The organism is Pseudomonas putida (assembly GCF_028682455.1).
Classification (GTDB): Bacteria; Pseudomonadota; Gammaproteobacteria; order Pseudomonadales; family Pseudomonadaceae; genus Aquipseudomonas; species Aquipseudomonas putida_AA.
The window spans coordinates 1,305,687-1,329,152 of record NZ_JANHLD010000002.1 but is presented as its reverse complement, the minus strand read 5'-3'; the positions used below and the strand labels follow the sequence as shown (position 1 = coordinate 1,329,152).

The following is a 23,466-nucleotide window of genomic DNA, read 5'->3' as shown; positions in this document are numbered from 1 at the left end:
TGGCCTGGCCGTCACGAATGGTCGTCAGGGTGGCTATCAGTTCGTTGGTGTTGGCGAGGTTGCGCTCTGCCATGCCCTGGGCGGTTGCGAGCTGCTCCTCCAGGCGCTTGGCCTTCGCATCACTGGCATCGAGATATTGGTTGACTCCCCAAATCGCCAGGGTGAGGACCAGGGGTATCACAATGGCGCCGGCGAGCAGGAATGGGGCAGGGCGCAGGTCAATCATTTCCGGTACCAGCCGAGCGCGTTCATGTCGGACTCGTTTAGTTGCTGCAGGTCGCCAATGACGACTACGCAGGGCGACGCCTTCATCTGCTGCAACGCCTTGCGCAGATCTTCGATCTGGTCCTGGTCGAAGTAGTCCGGGAGGACCAGGACATCGTTCGGCTGGATCCGGTGCACAGCGAGGCTGTCCAACAGCTCTTTATTGCTCATGCTGCCCCCTGAGCGAGTGCGCGGTCCTGGTGGCGCTCGAAGGAACGCTCAAGCTTCACGTCGTACAGGTTTCGCTGGTAGTTGGGACCGTTGTAGAGCTTGGCAACGGTGGCCCACTTCAAGGCCTTCAGCGCCTTGTGCAGCGCCGGATCGGTCTCTATGAACCGAACGAAGGCCTCCAGGTGCTCGGCTTCGTTGCGATTCATGGCCGACACGAAGTCGCGGACGCTGGTATAGCCGAGCCGTTCCCAGTGGTAGCCCATGACTTGGAAACCGCCCCAGCTGGCTGACTCCAGAGCCGCTATGTCGTTCAGCTGTAGGGCCTGAGCGAGGCGCTGATGCTCAGCGCTCCCGCCGATGTAACCGCCAGCTTTCGGGTTGACCAGGTTGGGCACCTGCTTGGCCAGCTGCTCGGCGCGCTGGTGCAGCTGCTCCTGGTCATCACCGGGTGAGCGAACCAATTGCAAGCGGTCAAACATGACGTGACGCTCGAAGAGGATCACCGGCTTGCCGTTATCCAGGAAGCCGCGGCCATTCGATTCGACCTCATTCAGGGCATACACAGCCGCGATTGGCACGCCGAGACGGGCAGAGGCCTGGACCAGATCGGAATGTCTGAGGAGCTTACTGGTGTCCAGGCCTTGCAAGCTGGTCATGGTCTTCGGACCGGCGGCGCCGTCGGAAACGAGCCCGACTTTCTCCTGGTAGGCCCGGACGGCAGCCTCGGTGGCATCGCCAAAGGCACCGTCAGTTTCCAGCTTGGCGCCCTTGGTATTGAGCAGGCGTTGCAGCTCGCGAACCGCTTGGGAGCGGTCGCCATGTCGAAGAGTGGTCATGCTGTTCCCTCTTTGCGGGTGAAGAACTTCTTCGCGGTTGCACGGGTGAACTCGACGCCCAGTAGGCCAATGACGCCCCCGAAGAACGGGGCTGCGCTGATTGGGATGCCGATCAGCGACAAGCCGTGGCTGGCCGATAGCGCCAATGCGCCACAGAGCGGGGCTTCGACGGCCATGCGGCGGATCCCGCCCCCGCCGTAGATCACCCGCAGGGCGGCAATAACGATGGCCAGGCCGCCGGCATACAGGGCGGGCCAGTTGTGTTCCAGCCAGGCTGCGAGCCAGGTCCAGGTTTCGGGGCGGTCAGGCATGTGTGTCCTTCCATGGTTGGTGGTTGAGGCGCGCAGTCAGTCCCACAGCTGCACCATCTGGCGGTCAGGGGCTGCCGTTTGCTGTTCGGGCATGTTGATGAGGAGGCCGATCGGGAGCACCGGCCCGTGGCCGGCCAGGCCGGGGTTGGCTTCGAGTACGGCCTCGACCACGCCAGCGGTGCGGCCGTAGTGACGCCAACAGACGGCGTCGACGGTTTCGTTTTGCCGTGTACGCAGTTGATCGGCCATTAGTCGCTGCTCTCAGGTGAGCCCAGGGCGTCCACGTCCTCTGGGTAAACCCATGGGCCGTTGTCGCTGACTATCGCACCAGGTGACGCTCCTGTTTCTGGGTTGCGGCAAACAGCCAGGCCCAGCGGATGCATGATTTCCCGGTTGATGCGGGCCAGCAGCCCGCGCTGGGAGATCTCGTTCCAGCCGATGGTTTCCAGTTTGTTCATCACAGCAACTCCACAGTAGTGCGTGAGCTGCCCAGGAAGTCACGGACGGCCCAGCGCTGGTCGCGGCGGTAGTCATCGATCGTCGGCGCCGACTCGTCGGCTTTCTTGCCTCCGCTGGCTGCTGTGTCATAGCCGCGGTACCGCTCGCAGACTTCGGCGCCAGCAGCGCATTCGACGGCACGCACGTAGAGGTGCACACGCTCAACGTTGGTGAGGCGGTCGTCATCTGGAACACCGGCCAGGGCGGTGAAACCCTCGGCTTGCCGGGCTACTCGCCACTTGGCCAGATCCCGATTGATGCTGATGATCGCCGCGACAACGGCAGTTTCGAGGCGGGCAGGGGTGACGCTGGAGTCGATGCGCAGGGTTTCCCGCAGCTTGTCCAGGTCAATAGACGGCCAGAAGGGGTGGCTGTTGATGTGGGTTCCCGGTACCGATTCGCTCGTCACCTGGCCGCCGGCAATGAATCCGCTCATGGTCGCGCTCTGAATAGGTCGGCGGTGGTCGGGACTTCACAGCTGAGCCAATGGCCGCTGATCCGCCCCGAGCCGCCGGGTTGCGTGGGACGCTCGGTTAGCTGGCGGGGCCAGCGAGTTTCTTGAGGAGACGCTCAGCGCTCTCCAGTTCTTTCTTGCCGCCGCAATGGGCGTCCTGCTCGATCGCACGCTTGAGCAGGTCGATGCCGCGTTGCAGTTGTCCTGGTTGGCCGGGGTTCCTTGGATCCAGGCCCTGCAGCGTTGCCCGGGCCAGTGCCAGTTTGAGCTTGGCGCTGACCTCATCTGGCATGTCCTGATCTTTCGTGAGCTCAGCGGTTCGCAACAGGGTCTCGATTGGGAACGGCTTGTCCGCTTTCTGGGCCTTGAGGGCGTTTTCAGCGATCTCTTCGGCGATCAGGCAGCCGCTGGTGCGATCAAAGCGGTTGGCCATCTTCAGGCCATGCTCCAGGACATAGGCCGCTACATCGAGGCCCGCTTCCCAGTCGCCGGCGTCGAAGCGCCACAGCATGATGGTGGTAACCACATCATCTTGAGCACCGCGGCCCGACGCTAACACGCCGTCGATATAGGGCTTGTACTCGCCAATCAGCTGCGCCTTCAGCAGACACTTGCTCTGAATCGATTGGATCTGCCGCAGTCGCAGCTGATCCTGCTGCAGCTTGGCGAGCATCAACTCGTATTGATTGAGCCCTTCCATCAGGGCAGCCGGCGCTGCGCTGGCCGCTTCCTTGGCGGCTCGCTTACGCAGCTGGTTTTGTTGCGAGAGGGTCAGTCCCATGGGTTACGCCTCGGTCGGGGCCGGGTAGGTCAGGGCTTCGATGTTCTCCACCAGGGCAACAGCGCCGAAGTCTTCGATGACGTAGGCGTCGTTGCTGGACTGGTAGTCGGCGATTCGATCGAACTCGGGCTCGTCCTTGAGGTGACGGCGGCGTGCGCCTTCCTGCCAGTAAATGGACAGGTTTTTCAGGAAGGTGACCAGCACGGTACCGGCGGGGAGGAATGGAGCATCGACGACCGGCAAGCCGCCGAGACGGGCGCGGCTGACGATTTCCTGTGCCGCGTTTTCTTCCTGGTTGGAGGCAGAGCCTTTCTCAACGGCCTTGAGGAGCTTGTCGTGCATCAGGTCGCGACTGACCAAGACAACCAGGTCAGGGCGAGAGCGATGCCACGGGTCGAGCATCTGGATCGCGTCAAACACCACACCGTCGAGGGTCTGATAGTCGCCGCTGATCTCGGTATCGACGCCAGCCACCTTGACGACCTTGGTTGCACCCACGCGGATCTTGCCTTCGACCGCGCCTTCGTCCAGGACGCGATCGGTCGCGCCTTCACGGATCTTCTGCAGCCAGCCCTTGTTTACGTCCTGCAGCAGCGGGTTGGCAGCGCGGTCGGTCGCAACAGCAACGGAAGTGCCGTTGAAGCCGATCATGATGCGGTCAAGCGCCTGGCGCTCGACGATGGCATTGGTCAGCAGTACCTGGAACTCAGGGAACTTGGCCCAGGCATCGAGCAATGCGTAAGGGAACGAAGTGTCGAAGTTGGTTTGTACGCAGTTGTAGCTGTCCTTGGACATTTCGGCGACGTTGGCCGGATTGCGGCGGTTACCCGCCCCGGTGTTGGTGCGGCTGGCCACAGGACCATTTACGCCTGCGAGCAGAGCTTCGCCTTGCTGCTCGTCTACGCCGATCACGTTGATCGCTTTCAGGAAGGCCGACGATTCCTGGGTGGCCTTTTCCAGGGCCTGCTGCACGGTGGGGGCAACGTTAAATTTTTCGGTGGCACTGGCCACTCCGTTGACCAGCGCAATCTGCGCGGCCAGGGCGGTAAAGACGATACGAGTTGCGTTACGCATTGTGTGTTCTCCGGGTATTCAGGCTGTGTGAGATCAGAACTGGGTCAGCACTTTGCCGTCGCCACCGGTGGCCGGTGGACGGTGCTTTTGGTTGTGGTCTTCGGTATCGCCGAGGCGTTTGACCAGGTCGTTAAAGTCGGCGGTCAGCTTGGTGACCTTCTCGACCAGGTCAGTGCGAGCGGCCACCTCCTCGGTGAACGCTTCGCCCTGTTCCTTGGCGTGCGTGGCCAGAGCCTCGATGGCCTCAGTCAGCTCGGAGAACTGGGCGTCATCCTTGACAGCTTTTTCCTTGCTCTTGCCGAGGGCTTCCATCACCCGTGAGAACAGGCCGGCGACCTTGCTCTCGCTGTCGGTGATTTCCTCGAATTCAAGCGCTATTTCGATGGCCTCGGAGAACAGGTTGTCCGGGTCATTTTTTCGCGCTTTGAGTGGGTTGGCGTCGGGATGCTGGGCGCTGAAGGTAAGCATCTCAGTGCCCAGGCTTGCCGGGGTGTCAGTTACGGCGATGCCGTCCAGGTAGGCGCGGCCGGTGTCTGCGAACTTCGGGCGGATCTCGATGCTGGTGAAGATTTTCTGACGGGCCTTGTTCAGGGCGATCAGGTCGGCGGTAGGCTCGATCTGGGCGAACAGGGCCAGCTTCTTCTTGCCGGCGATCTCGACTTCCTCGGTTTTCAGTGCCACGACGTCGCCGTAGGCCTTGAACGGGCCGTCTGGCAGCACGCTGCGGAAGTGTTCGAGCCAGACGCGAGCGCCGTAGGTGTTGGGGTTGTAGGTTTCGGCAGCGTCCACCAGCCACTGGCGCTCGATGGTGCGGCCGTCAGTGGTTGCGCCTTCAACGGCGACGCGGAAGAACTTGCTGCGGAATTTCTTGCTTGCTGCCATGCGGGCTGTCCTCAGTGCGGTGGCGTTGTGCCTTGCGATGAGGGCATGGTCCGCAGCGGGCTGCTATACGGCAACGCGCTGCACTTGTAGGCCTGCGGGCTACAGGGGGCGCCTGTGGGTGAATACGCGCGCGAGCGGCAGCATCGGCGCCATGAACACTACCACCCAACCCACGACCGATCCGCGCCGCCAAGCCAAGTTCATGTACTGGACTGGGTGGCGCATCACCGATATCGCCGATTATCTCGACGAGAAGGAGAAGACCGTCCACAGCTGGAAGGCCCGAGATGAATGGGATCGGGCCGACAACGTCGAGCGTATTGGCGGCGCCCTGGAAGCGCGGCTGGTGCAGCTGATCCTGAAAGACGGCAAGACCAGCGGCGACTTCAAAGAAATCGACCTTCTGCATCGGCAGCTGGAGCGGCAGGCACGCATTCAGCGGTATCAGGGGGGCGGTACCGAAACCGACTTAAACCCGAACATCGCCAAGCGCAACGAAGGGCCGAAGAAGCAGGCCAAGCGCAACGAACTGGATGAGGAGCAGATCGAGAAACTGGTCGACGCCTTCCGCGACAGCTGTTTCGACTACCAGCTCGACTGGTACCGTGCTGGCAATCAGCGCACCCGGATGATCCTCAAAAGCCGGCAGATCGGCGCAACGTTCTATTTCGCGCGGGAAGCGCTGATCGACGCCATCACCACAGGTCGTAACCAGATTTTCCTGTCGGCCAGCAAGGCCCAGGCGCACCAGTTCAAAACGTACATGCAAGCCTTCCTCAATGAGGTGCTGGGCATCAAGCTGACCGGCGACCCCATCGTGCTCTGGAACAACGCCGAGCTGCATTTCCTGGGTACGAACTTCCGCACCGCCCAGGGTCGGTCCGGCAATTTCTACTTCGACGAGTTCTTCTGGGTGCACGGCTTCGCCGAGATCAACAAAGTGGCCTCGGGCATGGCGCTGCACAAGAAGTGGCGTAAAACATATTTTTCGACGCCAAGCAGCATGGCGCATCCGGCCTACACCTGGTGGACCGGCGAACGGATCAACAAGGGTAAACCTACCGCGCAGCACATCCAGCTGGATGTGACCCACGAGGCCCTGCAGCAGGGGCGGCTGTGCGAGGACAAGATCTGGCGGCAGATCGTCACGATCATGGACGCCGAAGCCAGGGGCTGCGACCTGTTCGACCTGGATGAGCTGCGACTTGAGTACGATGCCGCAGCGTTTCAGAACCTGCTCATGTGCCAGTTCGTGGATGACGGCGCGAGTATTTTCCCGCTCAGCATGCTGCAGCCCTGCATGGTGGAAAGTTGGGACTGGCCCGGATACAGCCCGTTCGCTGCTAGGCCATACGGAGAGCGACCGGTATGGGTTGGGTACGACCCGGCGGAAACCGGAGACTCCGCCGGCCTGGTGGTGCTCGCGCCTCCGTTGGTGCCGGGCGGGAAGTTCTTCCTGTTGGAGAAGCACCAGTTCCGCGGGATGGACTTCAACTCGCAGGCCGAGACGATCCGCCAGATCACCAGGCGCTACAACGTGGCCTACATCGGTATCGACACAACGGGTATGGGCAGCGCCGTGGCCCAGCTGGTGCGCCAGTTCTTCCCAGCGCTTCGCACCTTCGCCTACAACCCAGAGGTCAAAACCCGTTTGGTGATGAAGGCGTGGGACGTCATCAGCAAGGGCCGGCTGGAGTTCGATGCCGGCGCGACAGATGTGGCGCAGTCCCTCATGGCTATCCGCAAAACCATCACACCTGGTGGCCGCCAATTCACTTACACCGCAGGCCGTAACGAAGCCACTGGCCACGCCGACTTGGCCTGGGCACTGTTCCACGCGCTGCACAACGAGCCGCTCGAAGGGCAGACCGCTACCAACACACGCATCATGGAGATCTTCTGATGAGCAACATCGATCTGTCCGGCGCCGCGCCGGCGCCGGCTGGTGAGCTGCTCGCCAGCCCCAATGCCCGAGCCGAAGCCTTCACCTTTGGCGATCCGGTACCGGTCCTGGACGGGCGCGAGATCCTGGATTACCTGGAGTGCTACCTCAACGGTAGATGGTATGAGCCACCTGTCTCGCTGGAAGGCCTGGCCCGCTCGTCGAAAGCCAGCGTTTATCTGCAGTCTGGGCTGATCTTCAAGCGCAACGCCCTGGCCCGGACCTTCATTCCCCACAAGCTGCTGAGCCGGCAGGCTTTCGAGCAGATCATCATGGACCTGGGGTGGTCGGGCAATCTGTACCTGGAGAAGCGCGACAACATGCTCGGCCGGGCGATTGGGCTTCTACCTTGCCTGGCGAAGTACATGCGCCGAGGTGCGGATCTGGAAACCTACTACCAGGTGCGCGGCTGGCGTGATGAGCACGAGTTCAGGGCTGGCAGCATCTGCCATCTACGGGTGGCCGACATCAACCAGGAGGTGTACGGCCTGCCGGAATGGTTGCCAGCGCTGCAGGCCGCGCTGCTCAACGAGGCGGCAACGCTTTTCCGCCGCAAGTACTACCAGAACGGTAGCCACGCGGGTTTCATCTTGTACATGACCGACGCTGCCCAGAATGAAGACTTTGTCGACGACCTGCGCACGGCGATGAAGAGCAGCAAGGGGCCGGGCAATTTCCGCAACCTGTTCATGTACGCGCCCAACGGCAAGAAAGACGGCATCCAGCTCATCCCGATCAGTGAGGTGGCGGCGAAGGACGACTTCGGCGCGATCAAGAACATCAGCCGCGACGATCAACTGGCCATGCTGCGGATCCCGCCGCAGTTGATGGGCGTTGTACCTCAGAACTCTGGCGGCTTTGGTTCGGTGCGTGAGGCGACCCAGGTGTGGGCGGTGAACGAGCTGGAACCCGAGCAGGCCAGGCTGCTGCAGATCAACGAATGGCTAGGGGAAGAGGTAATCCGGTTCAACCCATATGAGTTGCCAGCGAACAGTGCAAGCTGAGCAACACCCGAAACAGAAAAGCCGCGCATTGAGGCGGCTTTTTCGGTCTGGTTGTGAATGAATTCGAGGCGAACGGTCAGAGACCGATGGGTTTCTTGCCAAGTGATCGCCACCTCCACCGCTGAAATCTTCCGGGGTCAGCGTAAACCTTTCCACCAGCTATACGCACATAGCAACCGCAACGGCCGCGGATTTTTTGCTCGTACGCGAGCCTAGTCGTCATGTCCAGATCGAGCTGAAGAACCAGCTCAGATCGTGCGTCGATCTGCTTCGGCAAATCATCATTAAAACCCAGATCCTCAGCCCACTTGGTAAGGCTGCCATCCGCTTCAACCAGACCGATGGTGGTGATCTCGATCGCATGCGGACTGAGGTTTCTGATCACGATCGTGCTGTCCCGTGGATCATCACCTAGCCGCACCTTCACGACTGTCCGTCCTCTCCAGAGCGCCCAGATTGAGAGTACGAGTCCGGCATATGCCGGAATTCGGACACCTCAGTCAGCGTCCTCGAACAGCTTCGCTAGCCACTCCATTAATTCTCTCCTGAATTCTGGCCGCCTCTTCCTGGGTGATCAGGTTGCCGATTATTCCCCAAGTACCGACACTATGCCGGGGCCTAGTCGTACAAGTCTTCGCCAAATGAAGCATCCACATCGGCATCAGCCTCGGCAATCATTACTTTGTGCTCCAGCTGCCCGAACTCCTTCGCGCTGAGCACGCCCAGGTGGCGAAGAGTTTCAATAGCTCCTCTCGCGTAACCGGCAGCGTGAAATGCCCCGAAACCGCGATCAGTGTTTGAGATAGAAAGTCGCGCATCCTCCAGCACGGACTCAAGCCTCTCTGCGTCTATTCGTTTCCCATGAATATCGGGCATGTTTTTGACTCCTACAATAGTTGCTTAGTCCGCGCGATCAGGGCTGAGATCGGGGGGCATCAATTCAGCCTTACTCCGGTTGCGCTGCTGATCAACAGTATCATTCATGTGGCAGTGAGTGGCTTGGCGAAGAAGTTGTATGCTTCTCACTTTTCGAATTATCTTGCTTTGCAAAAAGTTAAGTTTGGGGTTGGCGGGATCTCCCCCGGCTTGATGTTTGTTTAGTGGTATTCTCGGCCGAATGAAAATTCATCGCGAATTGGCTGGCTGATGCTGGACAAACTACTAGAGTTTAGTAAGGCTCTAATGTTTTTCAGGTTTGCTATAGTTATGGCCTCTATGTGTGCCCAGCCTGCGCATGTGACTACAGAGTTATCTAAGAAAACATACTCAAATCCGTCTATTTCGAGGCGCAGCGGTTTGCCGTGATGTACTCCATTTGCGTGGAGGGAGTTGCGAATGTACGTAAGAGCTGAGAGGCAGTTAAGGAAGTGTTCTGTATTTTCAGTTCCGCATTTCGCTAAAAGTTTTTTTGCGCTCTCATGAAAAATGTTGTTGTTATCTTCATCTAGTGATTTGAGTAGGTTTTTGAATAGGCTGTCAATCTTGAAGTGAATAGATACTATCAGAGTATTTTTGAAATAGGTTTCAATGGTTTCATGGGCATTTTTTGCCGTTTGGTTGCTTTCGACCAGCTTGCAGTATTCTAGCTCCCAGTTCTCTGGGGACTCTTCTTGAAGCTTTATCTTTGAGTTGTTACTTAGGGAGAGTGTATGTGCGCAGGCAAGTAGGTCTAGCTTGATTCCAACAAGTGCGACAAGGCGCGCGTCTTGGCTGTCAAATGGTACTTTGGAGTTGCTGATTACTTCTTCGTATATCTCTTGAGTGTCTTCTGCGAGGCTAAATATTTTATCTGCTAGATGTTTTACACTTAGAGTTTTCATAAAAATTCCATTTCTTGGATGATTTGATTGATCAATCTTTCTTGCTTGTGTTTTGGCGGGATTGGAACATTTGGGCATACCATTCTCACGCCAGTTGCCGCTTCGGCTGCTGAGTATTGAAGCGCAACAACAAGCTTCGAATATCCACGACCTGCAGCCTGGTGGAGAACCAATACTTCCCATCTTCTCCGGTTATCACTCGTACCGGCAGCGCTCCAAACTCAAACAGCACGGGCATTGTCATCAACGCGTTCCTTACGATGTTTCTTCTAGGGTAGAGCTTTACGCTGAGCAGTTTGCCCAGCCGGACTGCGGTCGGCAAGTCGCCCTACACCTGGCGCGCGCAATCGTCCCCCCGCCACGCCTGCGGGCTAAACGTGTCGAAATTTCTGCGCCCCTGCAGCCAGGTCCAAGCCGCCCTGTATCTGGGCTTTGGCAGGGTATGGGCTACATGGGGGGTCTGCGAATCCCTGCAGCGTGGGTGATTTCTGCGGCACCTGCCTGGATGGCATGGTGCAGTTGGGGCATTTCTGAGTTGGCGTCTCAAAAATCGGTAATTTCGGTAATCACCCCTTAGCGAATACGCCTCAGGCCACGGAATCCGTGGCTTGTAGCGATTACCAAAAAAGGTAAGTAGTGGTAAGTCAAAAGGTAATTTTTTTCTAAGTCACTGATTTTATTGGGTTTGACTATTCCCCGGTCCAGCCAGAGGTTTGGGTAATTCGATTACCTACTGATTACTAAAAAATTACCTTTAAATAATTCGCTTAACATGTTGATTTTAAAGGGCTTCGTGGCTGATAAAAAATTCGATTACCAAAATTACCTTTTTTTGAGGGGTCAACATTAAATGGAAAATTCCCTTAGGAGGAGGGGTGGCAGGGTGACGTCCACAAAAGATCTGGGAATACTCTGGGAACACAAATGCGTACTCACCCACTCTCTACCTCACGTAAATCGAGGCCTCCAGCCACGCCCACGCCATTATGTTGAGTTCGAATCTCTACGCTTCCGCCATCTTCAAAGCCCTGATTATTCAGGGCTTTTTGCGTTTCTGGGGTGTAGAAAAGCCCCTTTGGAACCTGCCTAAATACCCAAGTGTTCCATAACTATTATGGATGTGTTCCAAAACTCCTCCTATTTTGAAGGCTTCGCGATGGCGCCTACGCGCCTGTAAACACGCTCTGTGATGTCGCTTTTGGTGTGCCCCAATAGCAGGCTGGCGTCCTCAATATCCTTGATTTCGGATGCTGCCTTCGGGCGGATATCGCGGAACTGGAACTGCGTGATCCGAGACGCCAGGAGACTGTCGCCTTCCTACAAGGCTGCCGATCTGGCCAGCGCCCGAGCCTCGTCCCAGCGGTTACGCAGCATCGGCGCAGACATGCGCTTGCCTCGCTCGCTGACAATCAGGTAGCTGGAACTGTGCTCCTGGTTCCGTGCGGCCATCTGCTTGATCAGCTTGCCCAGGCTGTTATCTATTCCGTCCACCGAGAGCATGATGCGCAGCTTCTTGTGTGTCTTGTTCTGCTGCACAACCAGATAACCGCCCTCGATATCGTCCCTTCTCATCACCAGTACGTCCGCAGGACGCTGGCCCGTCAGATACGCCAAGTCCATGGCGTCTTTCAGTTCCGGTACTGCTTTCTTGTAGACCGCATCCCATACCGCGTCATTGGCATAGAAGTTCCGAGGCGTCTCCTTGTTTTTGCGAACACCCTGGCAGGGGTTCTCTTTTGCGGTAAGCCCCCACTCCCTGGCCATATTGAATACGTGGGAGAGGGTTGCAATCTCGCGATTTGCCCGTACCTTCGCCGACCAGGCATCGCGGTACTGCGCAATCACTGCTGGTGTAAGCGTATCGATTGGCGCGCTATCGAACACAGGTCGCAACTGTCGCAGCTCCGAGAGATTGTCCTTCTGCGTGCGCGCCCCTTGCTACCACCGCAGAATGGGTAGGGCAGTCCTACGGCCATGTCGGTGTTGCTGGTCGGTTTTCTGTGGGCATGGGGGTACCTCGTCGGGTTGGAGTAATTCCGTGGCGTTGGAGTTGGCTACGCTTAACGTATTGCAGAGAGGTGCGCGTTATGAGCGGGCGTGACAATAAAGAGACACTAATGTCGGGCTGTGCGGGTTGTGGGGAGGCAATGGACTTCGACCCCGATGACCCAAGGCCTGAGTTTGAGTTCCAGTGTGAGCACTGCCAGAAGATCAATATCGTAATCTGGGGAGTAGGTGAGCCGTCCCACTGGTATACGGAAATCAAGCCAGATAACAGTGCCGATGCTTCGGCGCAATAGGTGTGGGTGGTTATGCTTCGGCGCGCGCGCCTGTACTCCATCCGCCGAGGTCGGCGAACAGGTCGATTGCTGTGGGCAGGGGGATACCTCGTTGGTAGCTATACTTCACAATTCAAGGGGAGGTTTTGGCTATGACAGTTTACGCGGTGACTGCAGCTAGATATGACGAAGACAGAAGGCTGGTTGCGCTTCAGGGGCAAGAAACGCACGGTTATGTAGCTAACACTCTGCCGGGATCCGCAGCCCCAAGAAAATTTGATGTGCAGGAGGTGTTGTGCCTAATAGACGGTGGCGACTCGTTCATCCTGACCTTTGGTCCATTCGATAAACGCCTCTCTGGGGGCCAGATTGTTCCTGATGGTCGTGGGTCACTGGTAGAGGAGCAGGGCGAGGCAGGCAAACGGATTTCCGATCTGCCCTCGTTCTGAGAGAGTTAATGGTTGCTAGCTAAACCGCTTTGGGTGGTACTTCGGGCTGAAAGCCCATCCAACCAACCTTCGGTGCCTTGGTCTTCTTGTTGATCACCGGCTGGCCTTTGGCGTCGTTGATCTCACACTTAGCCCTGATTCGCAGATCGCGGTGCCGGGGTGCCTTTTACCACTCGCTCCCGGTATTTTTGCTCGTAGTGATCGGCTCCTGGGTCTTGATAATTCATGCCGAAACGCATGGCGTTGTAGAACAGGATGGCGATCTTTCACGCGGTAGCCATGACTGCCTTGGCTTTGCCGATTCGAGCAGCGAGACGTCGATAGAACGCTCTCAATGCCGTTCTTCTTGAGGTTTGCTGAAGCGCTTTATCCAGGCATAGAGGTTATGAGCCGACACGAAACTAGGGGCGATTCAGATGGGGGTATTGACCAGGACCTAAAGAAAAGAAAGACCTGCGAGCAGGCCTGTGGTGGCCTGCTGCAATAACGTTCAGGAGTAGCGAGAGCAATAGTAATTTTCTGGTTGTTTTTATAGGTTTCAGGTTACTACTCTCTTTAGATCGCTTTATTCTTCAGATGCACTTCGGCAGCTCTCACAGCGCCATCCTTTATAAGGCTCGGATTTCTCAAGAGCTGTAACCAATTCACGACCGCCTATAGTATTCTGGCAGTTGTTATGTTTTTCATTTGGTTTTTTCATGCCCTCGCATTTTTTTTGCAGGAAGGGGCTTACCACTGCCTGTTGCTTTGACGAAAGCGCTCTAAATCCCTTGTCGACAGCTAGCTGAGCGTAGCTTTGTACGCTCGGCTTTTCATCTTGAAATGCGTTCTGCGCGATAAGGGCCGAGAAAATCTCTCGCTCGATAGTCATTTGTTAATCCTTATTCAACCAACAAATTTGCTCATGTAGTTTCTTGTGCTGAGCAATGCGAAAGCATACGTTACCATTGGGTGGGGCTTTAATGAACTGGGTTTCCATCCAGCTATAAAAGGCAAGGTTTCTCATTCTTGGTCGGTAAATATTGGTTTCTTGATGTTTAGAATATTTCAAGAGGCCTTTGTTACAATTTATTTCTTATTCGGTGAGGCGGGGGAATCTCACTTCGCACTTTAGTGGGGTAGTGCGTCGAGCGAAATCTCCCATACTTCGTGATTAATTTAAGAGTGACGATGCTCTTTATGGGTTTCTAACATTTATAAGAAATGCATAGTATTGTTGGTTCTGCTATTTCCTTTCGCGGACCGTCGACCAAATTCGCCCGGTTGGTACTGTGTGCGCGGCGACCTATACTGCCCTGACCCAATCAACAGGGAGCTGAATCATGGATGACCTGGACGAAAAGATGGTCACCGGTGAGCCGTTGATACAGCAGACGATGGATGCAATGCGCCGGTACCACGAAGCTCGTGACTCCTTGACAGCTGCTGAAGAGGTTGAGCGCTTGCGACTTGAGGCTGAATCGCTAATGGAAGCCTTGCAGGAGTATCAGCGCCGGTCACTCGGCGACCCAGCTCAGACTCGCCACTGAATGTGCCACCCGTGAAATACATGCTCTTCGTCCCGGCCGGCTTGACGCCGTGTTGGCGGATTCCCCTTGCACGAACCGCCTTCGCCCTAAATAATGCGATCAATTACCATTTGCATATTTAGTGGCCACCTATGTCCGCACTCGAGCCCTTGGCACTCCACCAGCTTTACTCCGAACACAATGGTTGGCTGAAAGGCTGGCTGCGCAGTCGCTTGGGCAATTCGGCCGATGCTGCGGATTTGGCGCAGGACACGTTCGTGCGGGTCATGACGGCGCGAAATGCCGCCCCGATTCGAGAGCCGCGGGGTTACTTGAGTTCAATTGCGCGCTCTCTGTTGATCGACAAGTCACGGCGACGGGCGATTGAACAGGCGTATCTGTTCGCCTTGGCGCAGAAGCCTGAACCGGTCGAGGTATCACCTGAGGTGCGTTTGTCCATTCTCGAGATGTTAGTGACGGTCGACAGCCTGCTGGATGAGTTGGGCAAGCGCACCCGGGAGATTTTTCTGTCAGTACAGCTGGAGGGGCAGACCTATGTGGCCGTCGCCGAACGTCTCGGGGTCTCGGTCACCACGGTGAAGAATCATCTGGTGCGGGCCATGACCGAGTGCCTGCTGCTGGCTGACAGCCGGTGACTGCGATGCCGGATCGTCGGACTCTCGAGGCTGCTGCGACCTGGTATGTACAGCTCAACGATGGTGGGGTGGACGAGGCCTGCACCCAGGCGTGGCAGCAATGGTTGGAGGCGGACCCTTTGCACGTCGAGGCGTGGGCGCGGGTCGAGGCGTTCCAGCGACAGTGGGCAACAGTGCCCATGCATGCAGCTCGATCGAGCCTGGACGCAGCCCAGGCGCAGCGCCGAGAGGTGTTGAAGATCCTCAGCGTGCTACTGGCGGTCGGAGGGGGTACCTGGATGGTCGGCAAGCCGCTGGAGAACTACGGCCTGCTCGCTCAGCAGAGCACGGGGGCGCGCGAGCGTCGTTCGCTGCGTCTGGAAGATGGATCGCAGGTGGAACTCAACGCCAATACCGCGCTGGATGTGAGTTTCAACGGGCACCTTCGTCTTATCCGTCTATATCGTGGAGAGATTCTCGTGCAAACCGCCAGAGATCCCGGCCAGAGGCCCTTTGTCGTCGAAACCATGGGCGGGCGCATTCACGCGCTCGGGACGCGCTTCAGCGTGCGCCAAATGGCAGACCAGACCCGGGTCGGCGTGCTGCAGTCGGCGGTTGAGATCCGTCCTCGTCGCCATCCTGAGCGGGTGGCGCGCCTGGACGCCGGTCAGCAGGCGGCCTTCGATCATGATCGCGCCGACCCTTCGTACGCCTTGCCGGCGGACTCGACCGCCTGGGTCCAAGGCATGCTGAGTGTCAACGAATGGCAGCTCGGGGACTTCGTCGATGAGCTCGGGCGCTATCGTCCGGGTGTGCTGCGCTGCGCTGGGGCGGTCCGGGACCTGAGTATTTCCGGAGCATTTCGTATCGACGATACAGATGCGGTCCTGGAAAACCTGGCTAGGACGTTGCCGGTGAAGGTGCGGTACCTGACCCGTTACTGGGTCAGTATCGAGGCCGCCTGAACCGTCACTTGCAGAAAATATTCGGGGCGCCTTGCCGATTCAGATTCTCATCCGTCAATGACAAGAGCCGCGATGACAGCGGATTTCTGCCATGACAACGGAAGGATCATCCCATGCCCCAGCTTTGCCTCTCTCCCTCGATTTCATTGCCCCGCGCGGTACGCCTGGCGATGTTCGGTCTGACTATGGCGAGTGTGCCGGGGGTGGTGCTGATACCTGCAGCGGCTCAGGCCCAGAGTCGCATGGCCTATCACATTGCCGCAGGCCCGCTTGGTAGCGCGCTGACCCAGTTCGGCGTGCAGGCGGGTGTGACGATTTCCTTCGATCCGCGGCAGATACATGCGCTGACGACCCCGGGCCTTGACGGCGCCTACGGTGTTGATGAAGGGTTGGCGCTGCTGCTGTCCAATAGTGGCTTGCAGGCTCAGCGCCAGGCCAATGGTGGTTATCTGCTGGTCCAGGGCGGGGCCTCGGACGTGGTAGTACTCGGTACCACCAATGTCGACGGGCAATCCCTGGGCGCTACGACCGAGGGCTCCGGCTCCTACACCACGGGCTCGACCAATACCGCGACCAAGTTCGCCCTGAGCCTGCGGGAAACGCCGCAGTCGGTGACGGTGATCACTCGCAAGAAGATGGACGACCAGAACATCCAGAACCTGGACGATATCGCGCGCACGGCGACCGGTATCACCCTCACCAAGATCGGCGCTGACCGCTCTACCTATTACTCACGCGGTTTCGAGATCAGCGATCTGCAATATGACGGAATTCCGACCAATATCTCGGAAAACTACTCCATGGACGTCATGTCCACCTCGAATATGGCCGTCTATGACCGCGTCGAAGTCGTACGTGGGGCCAACGGTCTGATGCAGGGTACGGGTAACCCGTCGGCGGCGATCAACCTGGTGCGTAAACGACCGACCCAGGACTTTCGCTTGGGTGCGGAACTGGGTGCAGGCTCCTGGGACAACTATCGTAGCCAGGTGGATGTTTCCGGGCCATTGACCGCCACGGGCAATGTTCGCGGCCGTGCAGTGACCTACTACAACAACGCTAACAGCTACAAGGACGGCTCCGAGCGGGACAACCAATTGCTGTATCTGGTCGGCGAGGCGGATCTCACCGACTCCACCGTGCTGACGGTTGGCGCCACTATCCAGAAGGACAACCAGAACGGCTATGACTGGGGCGGCTTGAATACCCGCAGTGACGGCTCCTTCTATCCACTTTCGCGTTCCACCAACCTCAACGGCGAGTGGGCCCACTTGGATCGCGACAACTACACGCTGTTCGGCGATGTCACGCACAATTTCGACAACGAGTGGAAATTGACCCTGGCCATGAATGCGATTTGGTCGAACGCAGACTTCCTCTCCGCGTATCCGAACCGGGTATCGGGCGACAACTATCGCATGACTGTCTCCCAGGCCGATTACGAAGACACCCAGTTCGCGCTGGACCTCTATGCTACTGGCCCCTTCGAGCTGTTCGGGCGCAAGCACCAGTTGATGCTGGGGGCCAACAGTCGCCAGGACGAATTCGACGCTGTAATCAAGAGCGCCACCAACAACCCTACGATCGACATCACCGACTTTGATTACAGTGCTCTGCCCAACCCCATCCTAAGTCCTATTGGCTCTGACTATAACTACAAGCGCAAGGAGCGCGGTCTGTACGGTGCCTCCCGCTTCAGCCTCACTGATGACCTGAGCCTGATCCTCGGCACGCGGGTGAGTTGGTCGGACTACAAGGTGGCCAGCCCCTATACCAATGATCAGTACCGGGAGAATGGCCGGTTGGTGCCATACGCAGGGCTGGTACTGGACCTGGACAAGCACCACAGCTGGTATGCCAGCTACACCGAGATCTACAAGACACAGAGTTACTACGGTATCGGCAATACCTTGCTTGACCCGATCGAAGGCGAGAACTATGAAACTGGCATCAAGGGTGAGTACTTCGATGGCCGCCTGAACACCTCGCTGGCCATTTTCCAGACCAACTTGGAGAACATGCCCGAGGCACTGTCGGTTTCGCCCACCTGTGGCGTTACCGGTACGAGCAAGTGCTATGAAACCGGTGCGAAAGTGCGTAACCGCGGCTTTGAACTGGAGATTTCCGGTGAGCCATTGGAGAACTGGAACGTCAGCGCTGGCTACACCTATAGCGATCCCGAGTATGTGGCGGGCAGCAGCAAGGGCTCGGACTATTATCGAAAGATCCCGCGCCGCCTGCTCAAGGTGTCGACGGACTACCGCTTGTCCGGTGCCCTCGACCAATGGCGTGTGGGTGGTGATGTATATGCCCAGAGCCAAACCGTCGCCGATGTGACTGGCTACGATATCGAACAAGGTGGCTACGCCTTGCTCAACCTGCATGCCCATTATCAAATCAACCAACAGTTCAGCGTGCAGTACAACCTCAACAATGCCCTGGACAAGGTCTACTACCAGTCCTTGCCAACTTCAAACAACTTCGGTGGCTTGTACTTTGGTGACCCACGCAATTTTGCGGTCACGTTACGTTACCAATATTGATGCTAGGGCTCGGCCAGAAAAGGCGGTGAAAATCGGTTCCAAAACTCATAGGGTGCACCGTTGTAGAATGCGGCTTGTAGCGAGGCGACAATCCGAAAGTTTTGGAACCGAAGCGTGCCGCAAAGACCCACTGGGCGGGCATCTTCAGGCACGGAAGCGCGACCCCATCCTTTGGGGATCTTCGCGCCTGATGGACGAACACTGAGCTAAAGGCGCAATTACAGGTGGTAATCGCCCGCGGCCTCCGGCTGGTAAAGCACTTTCCTGATCCCGATCCGGCGGGTCCGGTCAGAAATTCGCCAGTCGATGGCGTCCCCCTCCTGGTAGCCCAGAATGGCGGCGCCGATGTCGGAACACACGGAATACTTCCCGGCGCTGCTGTCCGCGTCTTCAGGGTAGACCAGCGCCACTTCGATCTCTTCGTCGTCCAGCTGCAGCAAGGCCCGCGAGTTCATCGTGACGACATTGCGCGCCACCTGCTGCGGCTTGACGACAATGGCTCGCTCAAGCTCATGTTCGAGTTCAACCGCGGCCGGGCCTTGCTCGAGCGCGATTAGACTCTCGAGCCTGGCCTTGTCGATTTCAGTGATGTAGATCTCAGTGGAGTCGCTAGTGGCACCTTCACGCAAGAACCGCAGATAGCGCGCTGCCGTCATGGAAAATGACTTCAATGCCGGCGTTTCGCTCTCAAGCAGAAAGCCGCTGCGCAGAAAGGCTTTCAGCGAGCGCGCGTTGTCCGGGTGGATCTTGGCGATGAGCTTCTCGGCCCGCATGTCGAGGAAGGCCAGTTTCATGCCTTCGCGGATCGTACTGGCGCCAAGGTTACGGCCCCATTTGTCGCTGTCTCCGATGACCAGCACTATCTCGCAATTCGGGCCAGTCTTGATGAGACGAACAAAGCCCACGGGGGCGTCATGCCGGTCATAGGCCATGAAGAATCGGCCGCCCCGGTTGAATAGATGGGTCAGGATTGGCAATTGAGTCCGGTCGATGACTTGCTCGATGGAGCGGGAGACATGACGCGAATCGCTCAGATAGCAGGTGACGCGCTCATCCTCCAACCAATCCATCAACGTCAGCGCGTGTGCCCGAGTAATTTCAGGGCACAGCGAAATGAAAGGCTTGTTCATCTTCACCACACTTATTCGTAAAGGATGAAAGCCCTTCATGGCTATGGCCATGACGGTTCTTTCGGCAACCGGCTATTTTAAGATAAAACGCGCAGCCGAGGAACTCGTCACGGGGGTTTGACCCTCACCTCAGATTGAACGCTGGTTCACGCGCGTCATGAGCTGTTCGGCGCTTTCCTTGCGTTCCGAGTAGCGATCCACCAGAAAATCCTGGCGGTCGCGCAGCAGAAGGGTGAACTTCACCAGTTCCTCCATCACGTCGACCACTCGATCGTAGAACGCCGAGGGCTTCATCCGGCCAGCTTCGTCGAACTCCATATAGGCCTTTGGCACTGAGGATTGATTGGGGATGGTGAACATGCGCATCCAGCGACCCAGCACACGCAGCTGATTGACCACGTTGAAAGACTGCGATCCTCCGCAGACCTGCATCACCGCCAGAGTTTTGCCCTGTGTCGGGCGAATGGCACCGAGCGCAAGGGGTATCCAGTCGATCTGCGCCTTGAACACGGCTGACATCGCGCCATGCCGTTCGGGCGAGCACCAGACCTGACCTTCCGACCACAGCACCAGATCACGTAGTTCCTGCACCTTGGGATGATCCACTGGTACATCGTCGGGCAGTGGTAAACCGGAGGGGTTGAAGATGCGGGTTTCTGCGCCGAAGTGCTGCAGCAGACGTGCGGCTTCTTCGACCAGCAGACGGCTGAACGAGCGTTCGCGAGTCGAACCATAAAGCAGCAGAATGCGCGGCTTGTGATCGCCCGTGCGAGGCGGGATCTGTGCGTCGTCGAACAGGGAAAGGTCGAGGTTGGGCAAATGTTCTGACATATATCCTCCTGCTCAAAGAGCGCCTATCTGGTCCAACTCGCTTTTGAGTTCATCGCGGCTGAGCTTGTCGAAGGGTAGGGCGAGGAAGGCGTTGCAGCGTTGTTCGATGCGCGCCAGTGTGGCACGGAACGCAGCGTCAACCGCTGCTTCGTCACCCACCACATCGGATGGATCTTCCAGACCCCAGTGGGATTTCACGGCGGGGCCGAAATACACCGGGCAGCTTTCGCCGGCGGCCTTGTCGCACACGGTAATGACAATATCCGGCAGGTTGTTTTCAAAGACGTCATTACCCTTGCTGCTCAAGCCTTCGATGGAGATGCCGGCCTGCTGCAGTGTGGTCAGGCTGCGGGGCAGCACTTGTCCTTTGGGAATGCACCCGGAGCTCACCGCTTCGAAACCCTGTGGCGCCAGGTGATTGAGCATGGCTTCTGAAAGGATGCTGCGGCAGCTGTTGGCCGTGCACATGAATAGGACTCGCATGAATTACTCCGTGGCAAAGCGGCCGATAGAGGATTTCCGGACCGGGGTCGCAGCTGATTACATTGGCATGGGTCAGCAGCAGGCAGTATCGCGGACAGGGCGCCCGTCCATGTTCTGCAGGCGGGAAGCGTTGTTCTGTAGCCATTGCGCGTTGGCCAGCAATGTCACTTGCAGCATCTCGTGCACCCAGGCAGGAAGATCCGGATTGAGGCGGTAGTAAACCCACTGTCCCTGGCGGCGATCCAGCAGCAGGCCGCTGCTGCGCAGTTGGGCAAGGTGGCGACTGACCTTCGGCTGGCTGTCGTCGAGGGCACACATCAGTTCGCAAACGCAAAGCTCACCTTGGTTGGCAATCAGTAAGGTGGCGCGGGCGCGAGTTTCGTCGGCCAGGCTTTTGAATACTTCAGGAGGCGTGATCACGCTATGCGTCCTATGAATGTGGATAGTCGAATATACGGATATTCATATGTAATGGGCAAGTCGTTTGCGGGTGAACGACCACTTCTGGCCGAAAGGTGACTGTCGTGGCGCCCTGGCGTCGACATTCCTGGCGTTGTTCGACCCCTACAAGGTTTTCAAGCAGCGAGCATCGAGGTGGCTCCCCCTTTTTATCCAATCGCCCAGGCCTTCATGATGTTTTCTTTGAGCTTGAGGTAAATGAGAGGCGTACTTCCGGCCCACGTCGAGCCTCGGAAATCCTTGTTTATAAATGAGGCTTGAGCAAATTGGCCTACCCACTTTGGATTTAATTTTCCTCTGTGCGATAGGGGTAAGTGACTTGCATTTGTCATTCTGTTTGGATTGCCCGTCACTTTCGGATAAAACCCCATTTTTATATAAAATCCTTCGCTCCCGGTAAGCGGTGACAGCAGGGTGGTCCGCACATTCTGCTCATAGCCGAATTTCATCGCCGCGAAAACCAAAAGCTGCCCCAGCCCGACATATTGGTTTGGGTTATTTTTGGTGGGGTTGTTTTCATTGCCTTCGACGTACAGTGCGGAGATCAGCATGTAGTCGCTGCCGTCGGGCTCCCTGTAGATGGAGCAACGACCCGCCGCAACATCCTCGCGCCACTCGGTAGTCAATGAGAAATTCATTGCGGAGTGATCATGTTCAGGAGGGAACTCTTTGTCTTCGTTCAATACAAGCGTGAGGGGGGAGGCACGCTGGGGATATTTTTCAATGAAACGCATGGCAGTACCAAGTGGTTGGAGTTATTGAGCGTCGAGAAAACCATGCCAGACTTCCAGTGTCAGCAGTTACCGCTGGTTTACACCGGCAACCTACCTCCATTATCCAGGCGTTACAAATAGGTAACTAATACATCTCTTTGCAAGTCAGTCTCTTATCCTCCGGGAATGTTGTGCCCTTCGCTGTCGAGGGTCCAATTAACCCAGGGCTTCTTCGACCAGTTCGATCCAGTGCCGCACCGGCGTGCGACTGGCGCCGTCGAGGTGGGTTTGGCAGCCGATGTTGGCCGTGGCGATCACCGCCGGCTTGCCGCTTTCCAGAGCATCGAGCTTGTTGTCGCGCAGCTGCCTGGAAAGCACCGGCTGGGTCAACGAATAGGTCCCGGCCGAACCGCAGCACAGGTGGCTGTCGGGTACAGCGGTGAGCGCGAAACCGAGGCGAGTGAGCACGCCCTCTACCGCGCCGCCGAGCTTCTGTGCATGCTGCAGGGTGCAGGGGCAATGGAACGCCAGGCGCAGATCGGTGCGTACACCGAGTTGCTCCAGTGGTTCGGCGCCGAGCACCTCGACCAGGTCCTTGGCCAGGGTACTGACGCGCCGGGCCTTGTCGGCGTAGGCCAGGTCTTGCGCCAGCAGTTGGGCGTAGTCCTTGACGAAGGCACCGCAACCGCTGGCGGTTTGCACGATGGCTTCGGCGCCTTGTTCGATGGCGGGCCACCAGGCATCGATGTTCTGCCGCGCACGCTGCAAGCCTTGCTCATGGGCGTTCAGATGATAGTCCACCGCACCGCAGCAACCGACCTGCTGGATCGGCGTGACGCTGATTCCAAGGCGGTCGAGAACCCGCGCCGCGGCGGCATTGGTGTTGGGGGCAAGGCCTGGCTGCACGCAGCCCTCGAGCATCAGCACACGGCGCGCATGGCGGGGGGCCGGGCGTGGCTTGGCGGCAACGGACGTGCGCGGCAATTTGGCCTGCCAGTGGTCAGGCAACAGTGGACGGAACACCTGGCCGACCTGGATCAAGCCTTTGAATAGTGCGGCATGCGGCACCACGACACGCAGGCTGTCACGCATCGCGCGTTGCGCCAGCGGGCGGGGCACGGCGGCATCGACCACGGCGCGGCCGATATCCAGCAAGTTGTGGTACTGCACGCCCGATGGACAGGTGGATTCACAGTTGCGGCAGCTCAGACAGCGATCCAGGTGCAGTTGGGTCTTGGCGGTGACGTCGTTGCCCTCCAGCACTTGCTTGATCAGATAGATGCGCCCGCGCGGGCCGTCGAGTTCGTCGCCAATCAGTTGGTAGGTCGGGCAGGTGGCGTTGCAGAAACCGCAATGCACGCAGCTACGCAAGATGCGTTCGGCTTCCTCGGCGCGCGGCAGTTGCTTGGCGTATTCACTCAGATGGGTCTGCAC

27 protein-coding genes and 2 pseudogenes are annotated in these 23,466 nt (G+C 57.8%); 7 read left to right on the top strand and 22 right to left on the bottom strand.

All coding sequences use genetic code 11. From position 1 onward, the window contains the following. Window positions 1–222: 222 nt before the first annotated feature. The 9 genes from NPS58_RS16625 to NPS58_RS16585 all read right to left on the bottom strand — a co-directional run bounded on the left by NPS58_RS16625 (window position 223) and on the right by NPS58_RS16585 (window position 5,271). Window positions 223–435 (bottom strand): hypothetical protein, encoded by a 213-nt coding sequence (locus NPS58_RS16625; protein ID WP_274116444.1) that lies wholly within the window; start codon window positions 433–435, stop codon window positions 223–225. Beyond that, window positions 432–1,271 carry an N-acetylmuramidase family protein gene (locus tag NPS58_RS16620; protein WP_274116443.1) on the bottom strand — a complete coding sequence of 280 codons (840 nt, stop codon included), beginning with the start codon at window positions 1,269–1,271 and terminating at the stop codon, window positions 432–434. Before NPS58_RS16620 ends, NPS58_RS16625 begins: the two co-directional genes overlap by 4 nt. Continuing rightward, window positions 1,268–1,582, bottom strand: a complete 315-nt coding sequence (locus tag NPS58_RS16615) for a phage holin, lambda family (protein ID WP_054888430.1) — start codon at window positions 1,580–1,582, stop codon at window positions 1,268–1,270. The genes NPS58_RS16620 and NPS58_RS16615 overlap by 4 nt, the downstream gene beginning before the upstream one ends. Window positions 1,583–1,618: 36 nt before the next feature. Further along, on the bottom strand, window positions 1,619–1,831 hold the full coding sequence (locus NPS58_RS16610) for a tail protein X (protein WP_054888431.1): 213 nt from the start codon (window positions 1,829–1,831) through the stop codon (window positions 1,619–1,621). Then, window positions 1,831–2,040, bottom strand: coding sequence for a DUF7415 domain-containing protein (locus NPS58_RS16605; protein WP_274116442.1), 210 nt, complete (start codon window positions 2,038–2,040; stop codon window positions 1,831–1,833). The genes NPS58_RS16610 and NPS58_RS16605 overlap by 1 nt, the downstream gene beginning before the upstream one ends. Continuing rightward, on the bottom strand, window positions 2,040–2,516 hold the full coding sequence (locus NPS58_RS16600; protein ID WP_274116441.1) for a head completion/stabilization protein: 477 nt from the start codon (window positions 2,514–2,516) through the stop codon (window positions 2,040–2,042). Before NPS58_RS16600 ends, NPS58_RS16605 begins: the two co-directional genes overlap by 1 nt. Window positions 2,517–2,613: 97 nt before the next feature. Continuing rightward, entirely contained in the window at window positions 2,614–3,315 is a 702-nt protein-coding gene (gene gpM, locus NPS58_RS16595; protein WP_274116440.1) for a phage terminase small subunit, read from the bottom strand. A 3-nt stretch (window positions 3,316–3,318) separates the two neighbouring features. Beyond that, on the bottom strand, window positions 3,319–4,389 hold the full coding sequence (locus NPS58_RS16590) for a phage major capsid protein, P2 family (RefSeq protein WP_274116439.1): 1,071 nt from the start codon (window positions 4,387–4,389) through the stop codon (window positions 3,319–3,321). A gap of 33 nt (window positions 4,390–4,422) precedes the next feature. After that, a complete protein-coding gene (locus tag NPS58_RS16585; protein ID WP_274116438.1) occupies window positions 4,423–5,271 on the bottom strand; it encodes a GPO family capsid scaffolding protein in 849 nt (282 codons plus the stop codon). A 151-nt stretch (window positions 5,272–5,422) separates the two neighbouring features. Here NPS58_RS16585 and NPS58_RS16580 point away from each other — a divergent pair, with 151 nt between their 5' ends. Together NPS58_RS16580 and NPS58_RS16575 are read left to right on the top strand one after the other, a co-directional pair. Then, window positions 5,423–7,174 carry a terminase ATPase subunit family protein gene (locus NPS58_RS16580; protein ID WP_274116437.1) on the top strand — a complete coding sequence of 584 codons (1,752 nt, stop codon included), beginning with the start codon at window positions 5,423–5,425 and terminating at the stop codon, window positions 7,172–7,174. Beyond that, complete coding sequence (locus NPS58_RS16575) at window positions 7,174–8,217, top strand: phage portal protein (RefSeq protein WP_274116436.1); 1,044 nt, start codon at window positions 7,174–7,176, stop codon at window positions 8,215–8,217. The genes NPS58_RS16580 and NPS58_RS16575 overlap by 1 nt, the downstream gene beginning before the upstream one ends. 76 nt (window positions 8,218–8,293) lie before the next feature. Here NPS58_RS16575 and NPS58_RS16570 read toward each other — a convergent pair whose 3' ends face one another. From NPS58_RS16570 to NPS58_RS16550, 5 genes and pseudogenes are all read right to left on the bottom strand, one after another. Beyond that, entirely contained in the window at window positions 8,294–8,644 is a 351-nt protein-coding gene (locus NPS58_RS16570) for a hypothetical protein (RefSeq protein ID WP_274116435.1), read from the bottom strand. Window positions 8,645–8,835: 191 nt separating this feature from the next. Beyond that, window positions 8,836–9,093 (bottom strand): hypothetical protein, encoded by a 258-nt coding sequence (locus tag NPS58_RS16565; protein ID WP_274116434.1) that lies wholly within the window; start codon window positions 9,091–9,093, stop codon window positions 8,836–8,838. A gap of 221 nt (window positions 9,094–9,314) precedes the next feature. Further along, complete coding sequence (locus tag NPS58_RS16560) at window positions 9,315–10,115, bottom strand: hypothetical protein (RefSeq protein WP_274116433.1); 801 nt, start codon at window positions 10,113–10,115, stop codon at window positions 9,315–9,317. 7 nt (window positions 10,116–10,122) lie between these two features. Further along, window positions 10,123–10,281 (bottom strand): hypothetical protein, encoded by a 159-nt coding sequence (locus NPS58_RS16555; RefSeq protein ID WP_274116432.1) that lies wholly within the window; start codon window positions 10,279–10,281, stop codon window positions 10,123–10,125. A gap of 893 nt (window positions 10,282–11,174) precedes the next feature. Next, window positions 11,175–11,966, bottom strand: a pseudogene (locus NPS58_RS16550) (tyrosine-type recombinase/integrase); the annotation flags it as partial. 502 nt (window positions 11,967–12,468) lie between these two features. Between NPS58_RS16550 and NPS58_RS16545 the strand changes: the two are divergent. Next, a complete protein-coding gene (locus NPS58_RS16545) occupies window positions 12,469–12,765 on the top strand; it encodes a hypothetical protein (protein ID WP_274116431.1) in 297 nt (98 codons plus the stop codon). 128 nt (window positions 12,766–12,893) lie between these two features. Here the strand turns inward: NPS58_RS16545 and NPS58_RS29650 are convergent. Then, window positions 12,894–13,106, bottom strand: a pseudogene (locus NPS58_RS29650) (hypothetical protein); the annotation flags it as partial. 224 nt (window positions 13,107–13,330) lie between these two features. Continuing rightward, window positions 13,331–13,636, bottom strand: coding sequence for a hypothetical protein (locus tag NPS58_RS16540; protein ID WP_274116430.1), 306 nt, complete (start codon window positions 13,634–13,636; stop codon window positions 13,331–13,333). Window positions 13,637–14,087: 451 nt separating this feature from the next. Between NPS58_RS16540 and NPS58_RS16535 the strand changes: the two genes are divergently transcribed. The 4 genes from NPS58_RS16535 (at window position 14,088) to NPS58_RS16520 (ending at window position 18,416) form a co-directional block, all read left to right on the top strand. Continuing rightward, window positions 14,088–14,294 (top strand): hypothetical protein, encoded by a 207-nt coding sequence (locus NPS58_RS16535; RefSeq protein WP_274116429.1) that lies wholly within the window; start codon window positions 14,088–14,090, stop codon window positions 14,292–14,294. A gap of 131 nt (window positions 14,295–14,425) precedes the next feature. Continuing rightward, on the top strand, window positions 14,426–14,929 hold the full coding sequence (locus tag NPS58_RS16530; protein WP_274116428.1) for a sigma-70 family RNA polymerase sigma factor: 504 nt from the start codon (window positions 14,426–14,428) through the stop codon (window positions 14,927–14,929). A gap of 5 nt (window positions 14,930–14,934) precedes the next feature. Then, on the top strand, window positions 14,935–15,873 hold the full coding sequence (locus tag NPS58_RS16525) for a FecR domain-containing protein (RefSeq protein ID WP_274116427.1): 939 nt from the start codon (window positions 14,935–14,937) through the stop codon (window positions 15,871–15,873). A 113-nt stretch (window positions 15,874–15,986) separates the two neighbouring features. Then, window positions 15,987–18,416 (top strand): TonB-dependent siderophore receptor, encoded by a 2,430-nt coding sequence (locus NPS58_RS16520; protein ID WP_274116426.1) that lies wholly within the window; start codon window positions 15,987–15,989, stop codon window positions 18,414–18,416. A 218-nt stretch (window positions 18,417–18,634) separates the two neighbouring features. Here NPS58_RS16520 and NPS58_RS16515 read toward each other — a convergent pair whose 3' ends face one another. From NPS58_RS16515 to glcF, 6 genes are all read right to left on the bottom strand, one after another. Further along, a complete protein-coding gene (locus NPS58_RS16515; protein WP_274116425.1) occupies window positions 18,635–19,597 on the bottom strand; it encodes a bifunctional GNAT family N-acetyltransferase/nucleoside diphosphate kinase regulator in 963 nt (320 codons plus the stop codon). A gap of 78 nt (window positions 19,598–19,675) precedes the next feature. Beyond that, on the bottom strand, window positions 19,676–20,377 hold the full coding sequence (arsH, locus tag NPS58_RS16510) for an arsenical resistance protein ArsH (RefSeq protein ID WP_274116424.1): 702 nt from the start codon (window positions 20,375–20,377) through the stop codon (window positions 19,676–19,678). Window positions 20,378–20,389: 12 nt separating this feature from the next. Then, window positions 20,390–20,860, bottom strand: coding sequence for an arsenate reductase ArsC (locus tag NPS58_RS16505; protein ID WP_274116423.1), 471 nt, complete (start codon window positions 20,858–20,860; stop codon window positions 20,390–20,392). Between the two features lie 72 nt (window positions 20,861–20,932). Then, a complete protein-coding gene (locus NPS58_RS16500) occupies window positions 20,933–21,280 on the bottom strand; it encodes a metalloregulator ArsR/SmtB family transcription factor (protein ID WP_274116422.1) in 348 nt (115 codons plus the stop codon). Window positions 21,281–21,468: 188 nt separating this feature from the next. Beyond that, complete coding sequence (locus NPS58_RS16495; RefSeq protein ID WP_274116421.1) at window positions 21,469–22,053, bottom strand: hypothetical protein; 585 nt, start codon at window positions 22,051–22,053, stop codon at window positions 21,469–21,471. A 195-nt stretch (window positions 22,054–22,248) separates the two neighbouring features. After that, complete coding sequence (glcF, locus tag NPS58_RS16490; protein WP_274116420.1) at window positions 22,249–23,466, bottom strand: glycolate oxidase subunit GlcF; 1,218 nt, start codon at window positions 23,464–23,466, stop codon at window positions 22,249–22,251.

Coding starts and splice junctions, on each gene's coding strand:
- NPS58_RS16625 (WP_274116444.1), bottom strand. CDS start 435: ATGAGCAATAAAGAGCTGTTGGACAGCCTCGCTGTGCACCGGATCCAG.
- NPS58_RS16620 (WP_274116443.1), bottom strand. CDS start 1,271: ATGACCACTCTTCGACATGGCGACCGCTCCCAAGCGGTTCGCGAGCTG.
- NPS58_RS16615 (WP_054888430.1), bottom strand. CDS start 1,582: ATGCCTGACCGCCCCGAAACCTGGACCTGGCTCGCAGCCTGGCTGGAA.
- NPS58_RS16610 (WP_054888431.1), bottom strand. CDS start 1,831: ATGGCCGATCAACTGCGTACACGGCAAAACGAAACCGTCGACGCCGTC.
- NPS58_RS16605 (WP_274116442.1), bottom strand. CDS start 2,040: ATGAACAAACTGGAAACCATCGGCTGGAACGAGATCTCCCAGCGCGGG.
- NPS58_RS16600 (WP_274116441.1), bottom strand. CDS start 2,516: ATGAGCGGATTCATTGCCGGCGGCCAGGTGACGAGCGAATCGGTACCG.
- gpM (WP_274116440.1), bottom strand. CDS start 3,315: ATGGGACTGACCCTCTCGCAACAAAACCAGCTGCGTAAGCGAGCCGCC.
- NPS58_RS16590 (WP_274116439.1), bottom strand. CDS start 4,389: ATGCGTAACGCAACTCGTATCGTCTTTACCGCCCTGGCCGCGCAGATT.
- NPS58_RS16585 (WP_274116438.1), bottom strand. CDS start 5,271: ATGGCAGCAAGCAAGAAATTCCGCAGCAAGTTCTTCCGCGTCGCCGTT.
- NPS58_RS16580 (WP_274116437.1), top strand. CDS start 5,423: ATGAACACTACCACCCAACCCACGACCGATCCGCGCCGCCAAGCCAAG.
- NPS58_RS16575 (WP_274116436.1), top strand. CDS start 7,174: ATGAGCAACATCGATCTGTCCGGCGCCGCGCCGGCGCCGGCTGGTGAG.
- NPS58_RS16565 (WP_274116434.1), bottom strand. CDS start 9,093: ATGCCCGATATTCATGGGAAACGAATAGACGCAGAGAGGCTTGAGTCC.
- NPS58_RS16560 (WP_274116433.1), bottom strand. CDS start 10,115: ATGCCCAAATGTTCCAATCCCGCCAAAACACAAGCAAGAAAGATTGAT.
- NPS58_RS16555 (WP_274116432.1), bottom strand. CDS start 10,281: ATGACAATGCCCGTGCTGTTTGAGTTTGGAGCGCTGCCGGTACGAGTG.
- NPS58_RS16545 (WP_274116431.1), top strand. CDS start 12,469: ATGACAGTTTACGCGGTGACTGCAGCTAGATATGACGAAGACAGAAGG.
- NPS58_RS16540 (WP_274116430.1), bottom strand. CDS start 13,636: ATGACTATCGAGCGAGAGATTTTCTCGGCCCTTATCGCGCAGAACGCA.
- NPS58_RS16535 (WP_274116429.1), top strand. CDS start 14,088: ATGGATGACCTGGACGAAAAGATGGTCACCGGTGAGCCGTTGATACAG.
- NPS58_RS16530 (WP_274116428.1), top strand. CDS start 14,426: ATGTCCGCACTCGAGCCCTTGGCACTCCACCAGCTTTACTCCGAACAC.
- NPS58_RS16525 (WP_274116427.1), top strand. CDS start 14,935: ATGCCGGATCGTCGGACTCTCGAGGCTGCTGCGACCTGGTATGTACAG.
- NPS58_RS16520 (WP_274116426.1), top strand. CDS start 15,987: ATGCCCCAGCTTTGCCTCTCTCCCTCGATTTCATTGCCCCGCGCGGTA.
- NPS58_RS16515 (WP_274116425.1), bottom strand. CDS start 19,597: ATGGCCATAGCCATGAAGGGCTTTCATCCTTTACGAATAAGTGTGGTG.
- arsH (WP_274116424.1), bottom strand. CDS start 20,377: ATGTCAGAACATTTGCCCAACCTCGACCTTTCCCTGTTCGACGACGCA.
- NPS58_RS16505 (WP_274116423.1), bottom strand. CDS start 20,860: ATGCGAGTCCTATTCATGTGCACGGCCAACAGCTGCCGCAGCATCCTT.
- NPS58_RS16495 (WP_274116421.1), bottom strand. CDS start 22,053: ATGCGTTTCATTGAAAAATATCCCCAGCGTGCCTCCCCCCTCACGCTT.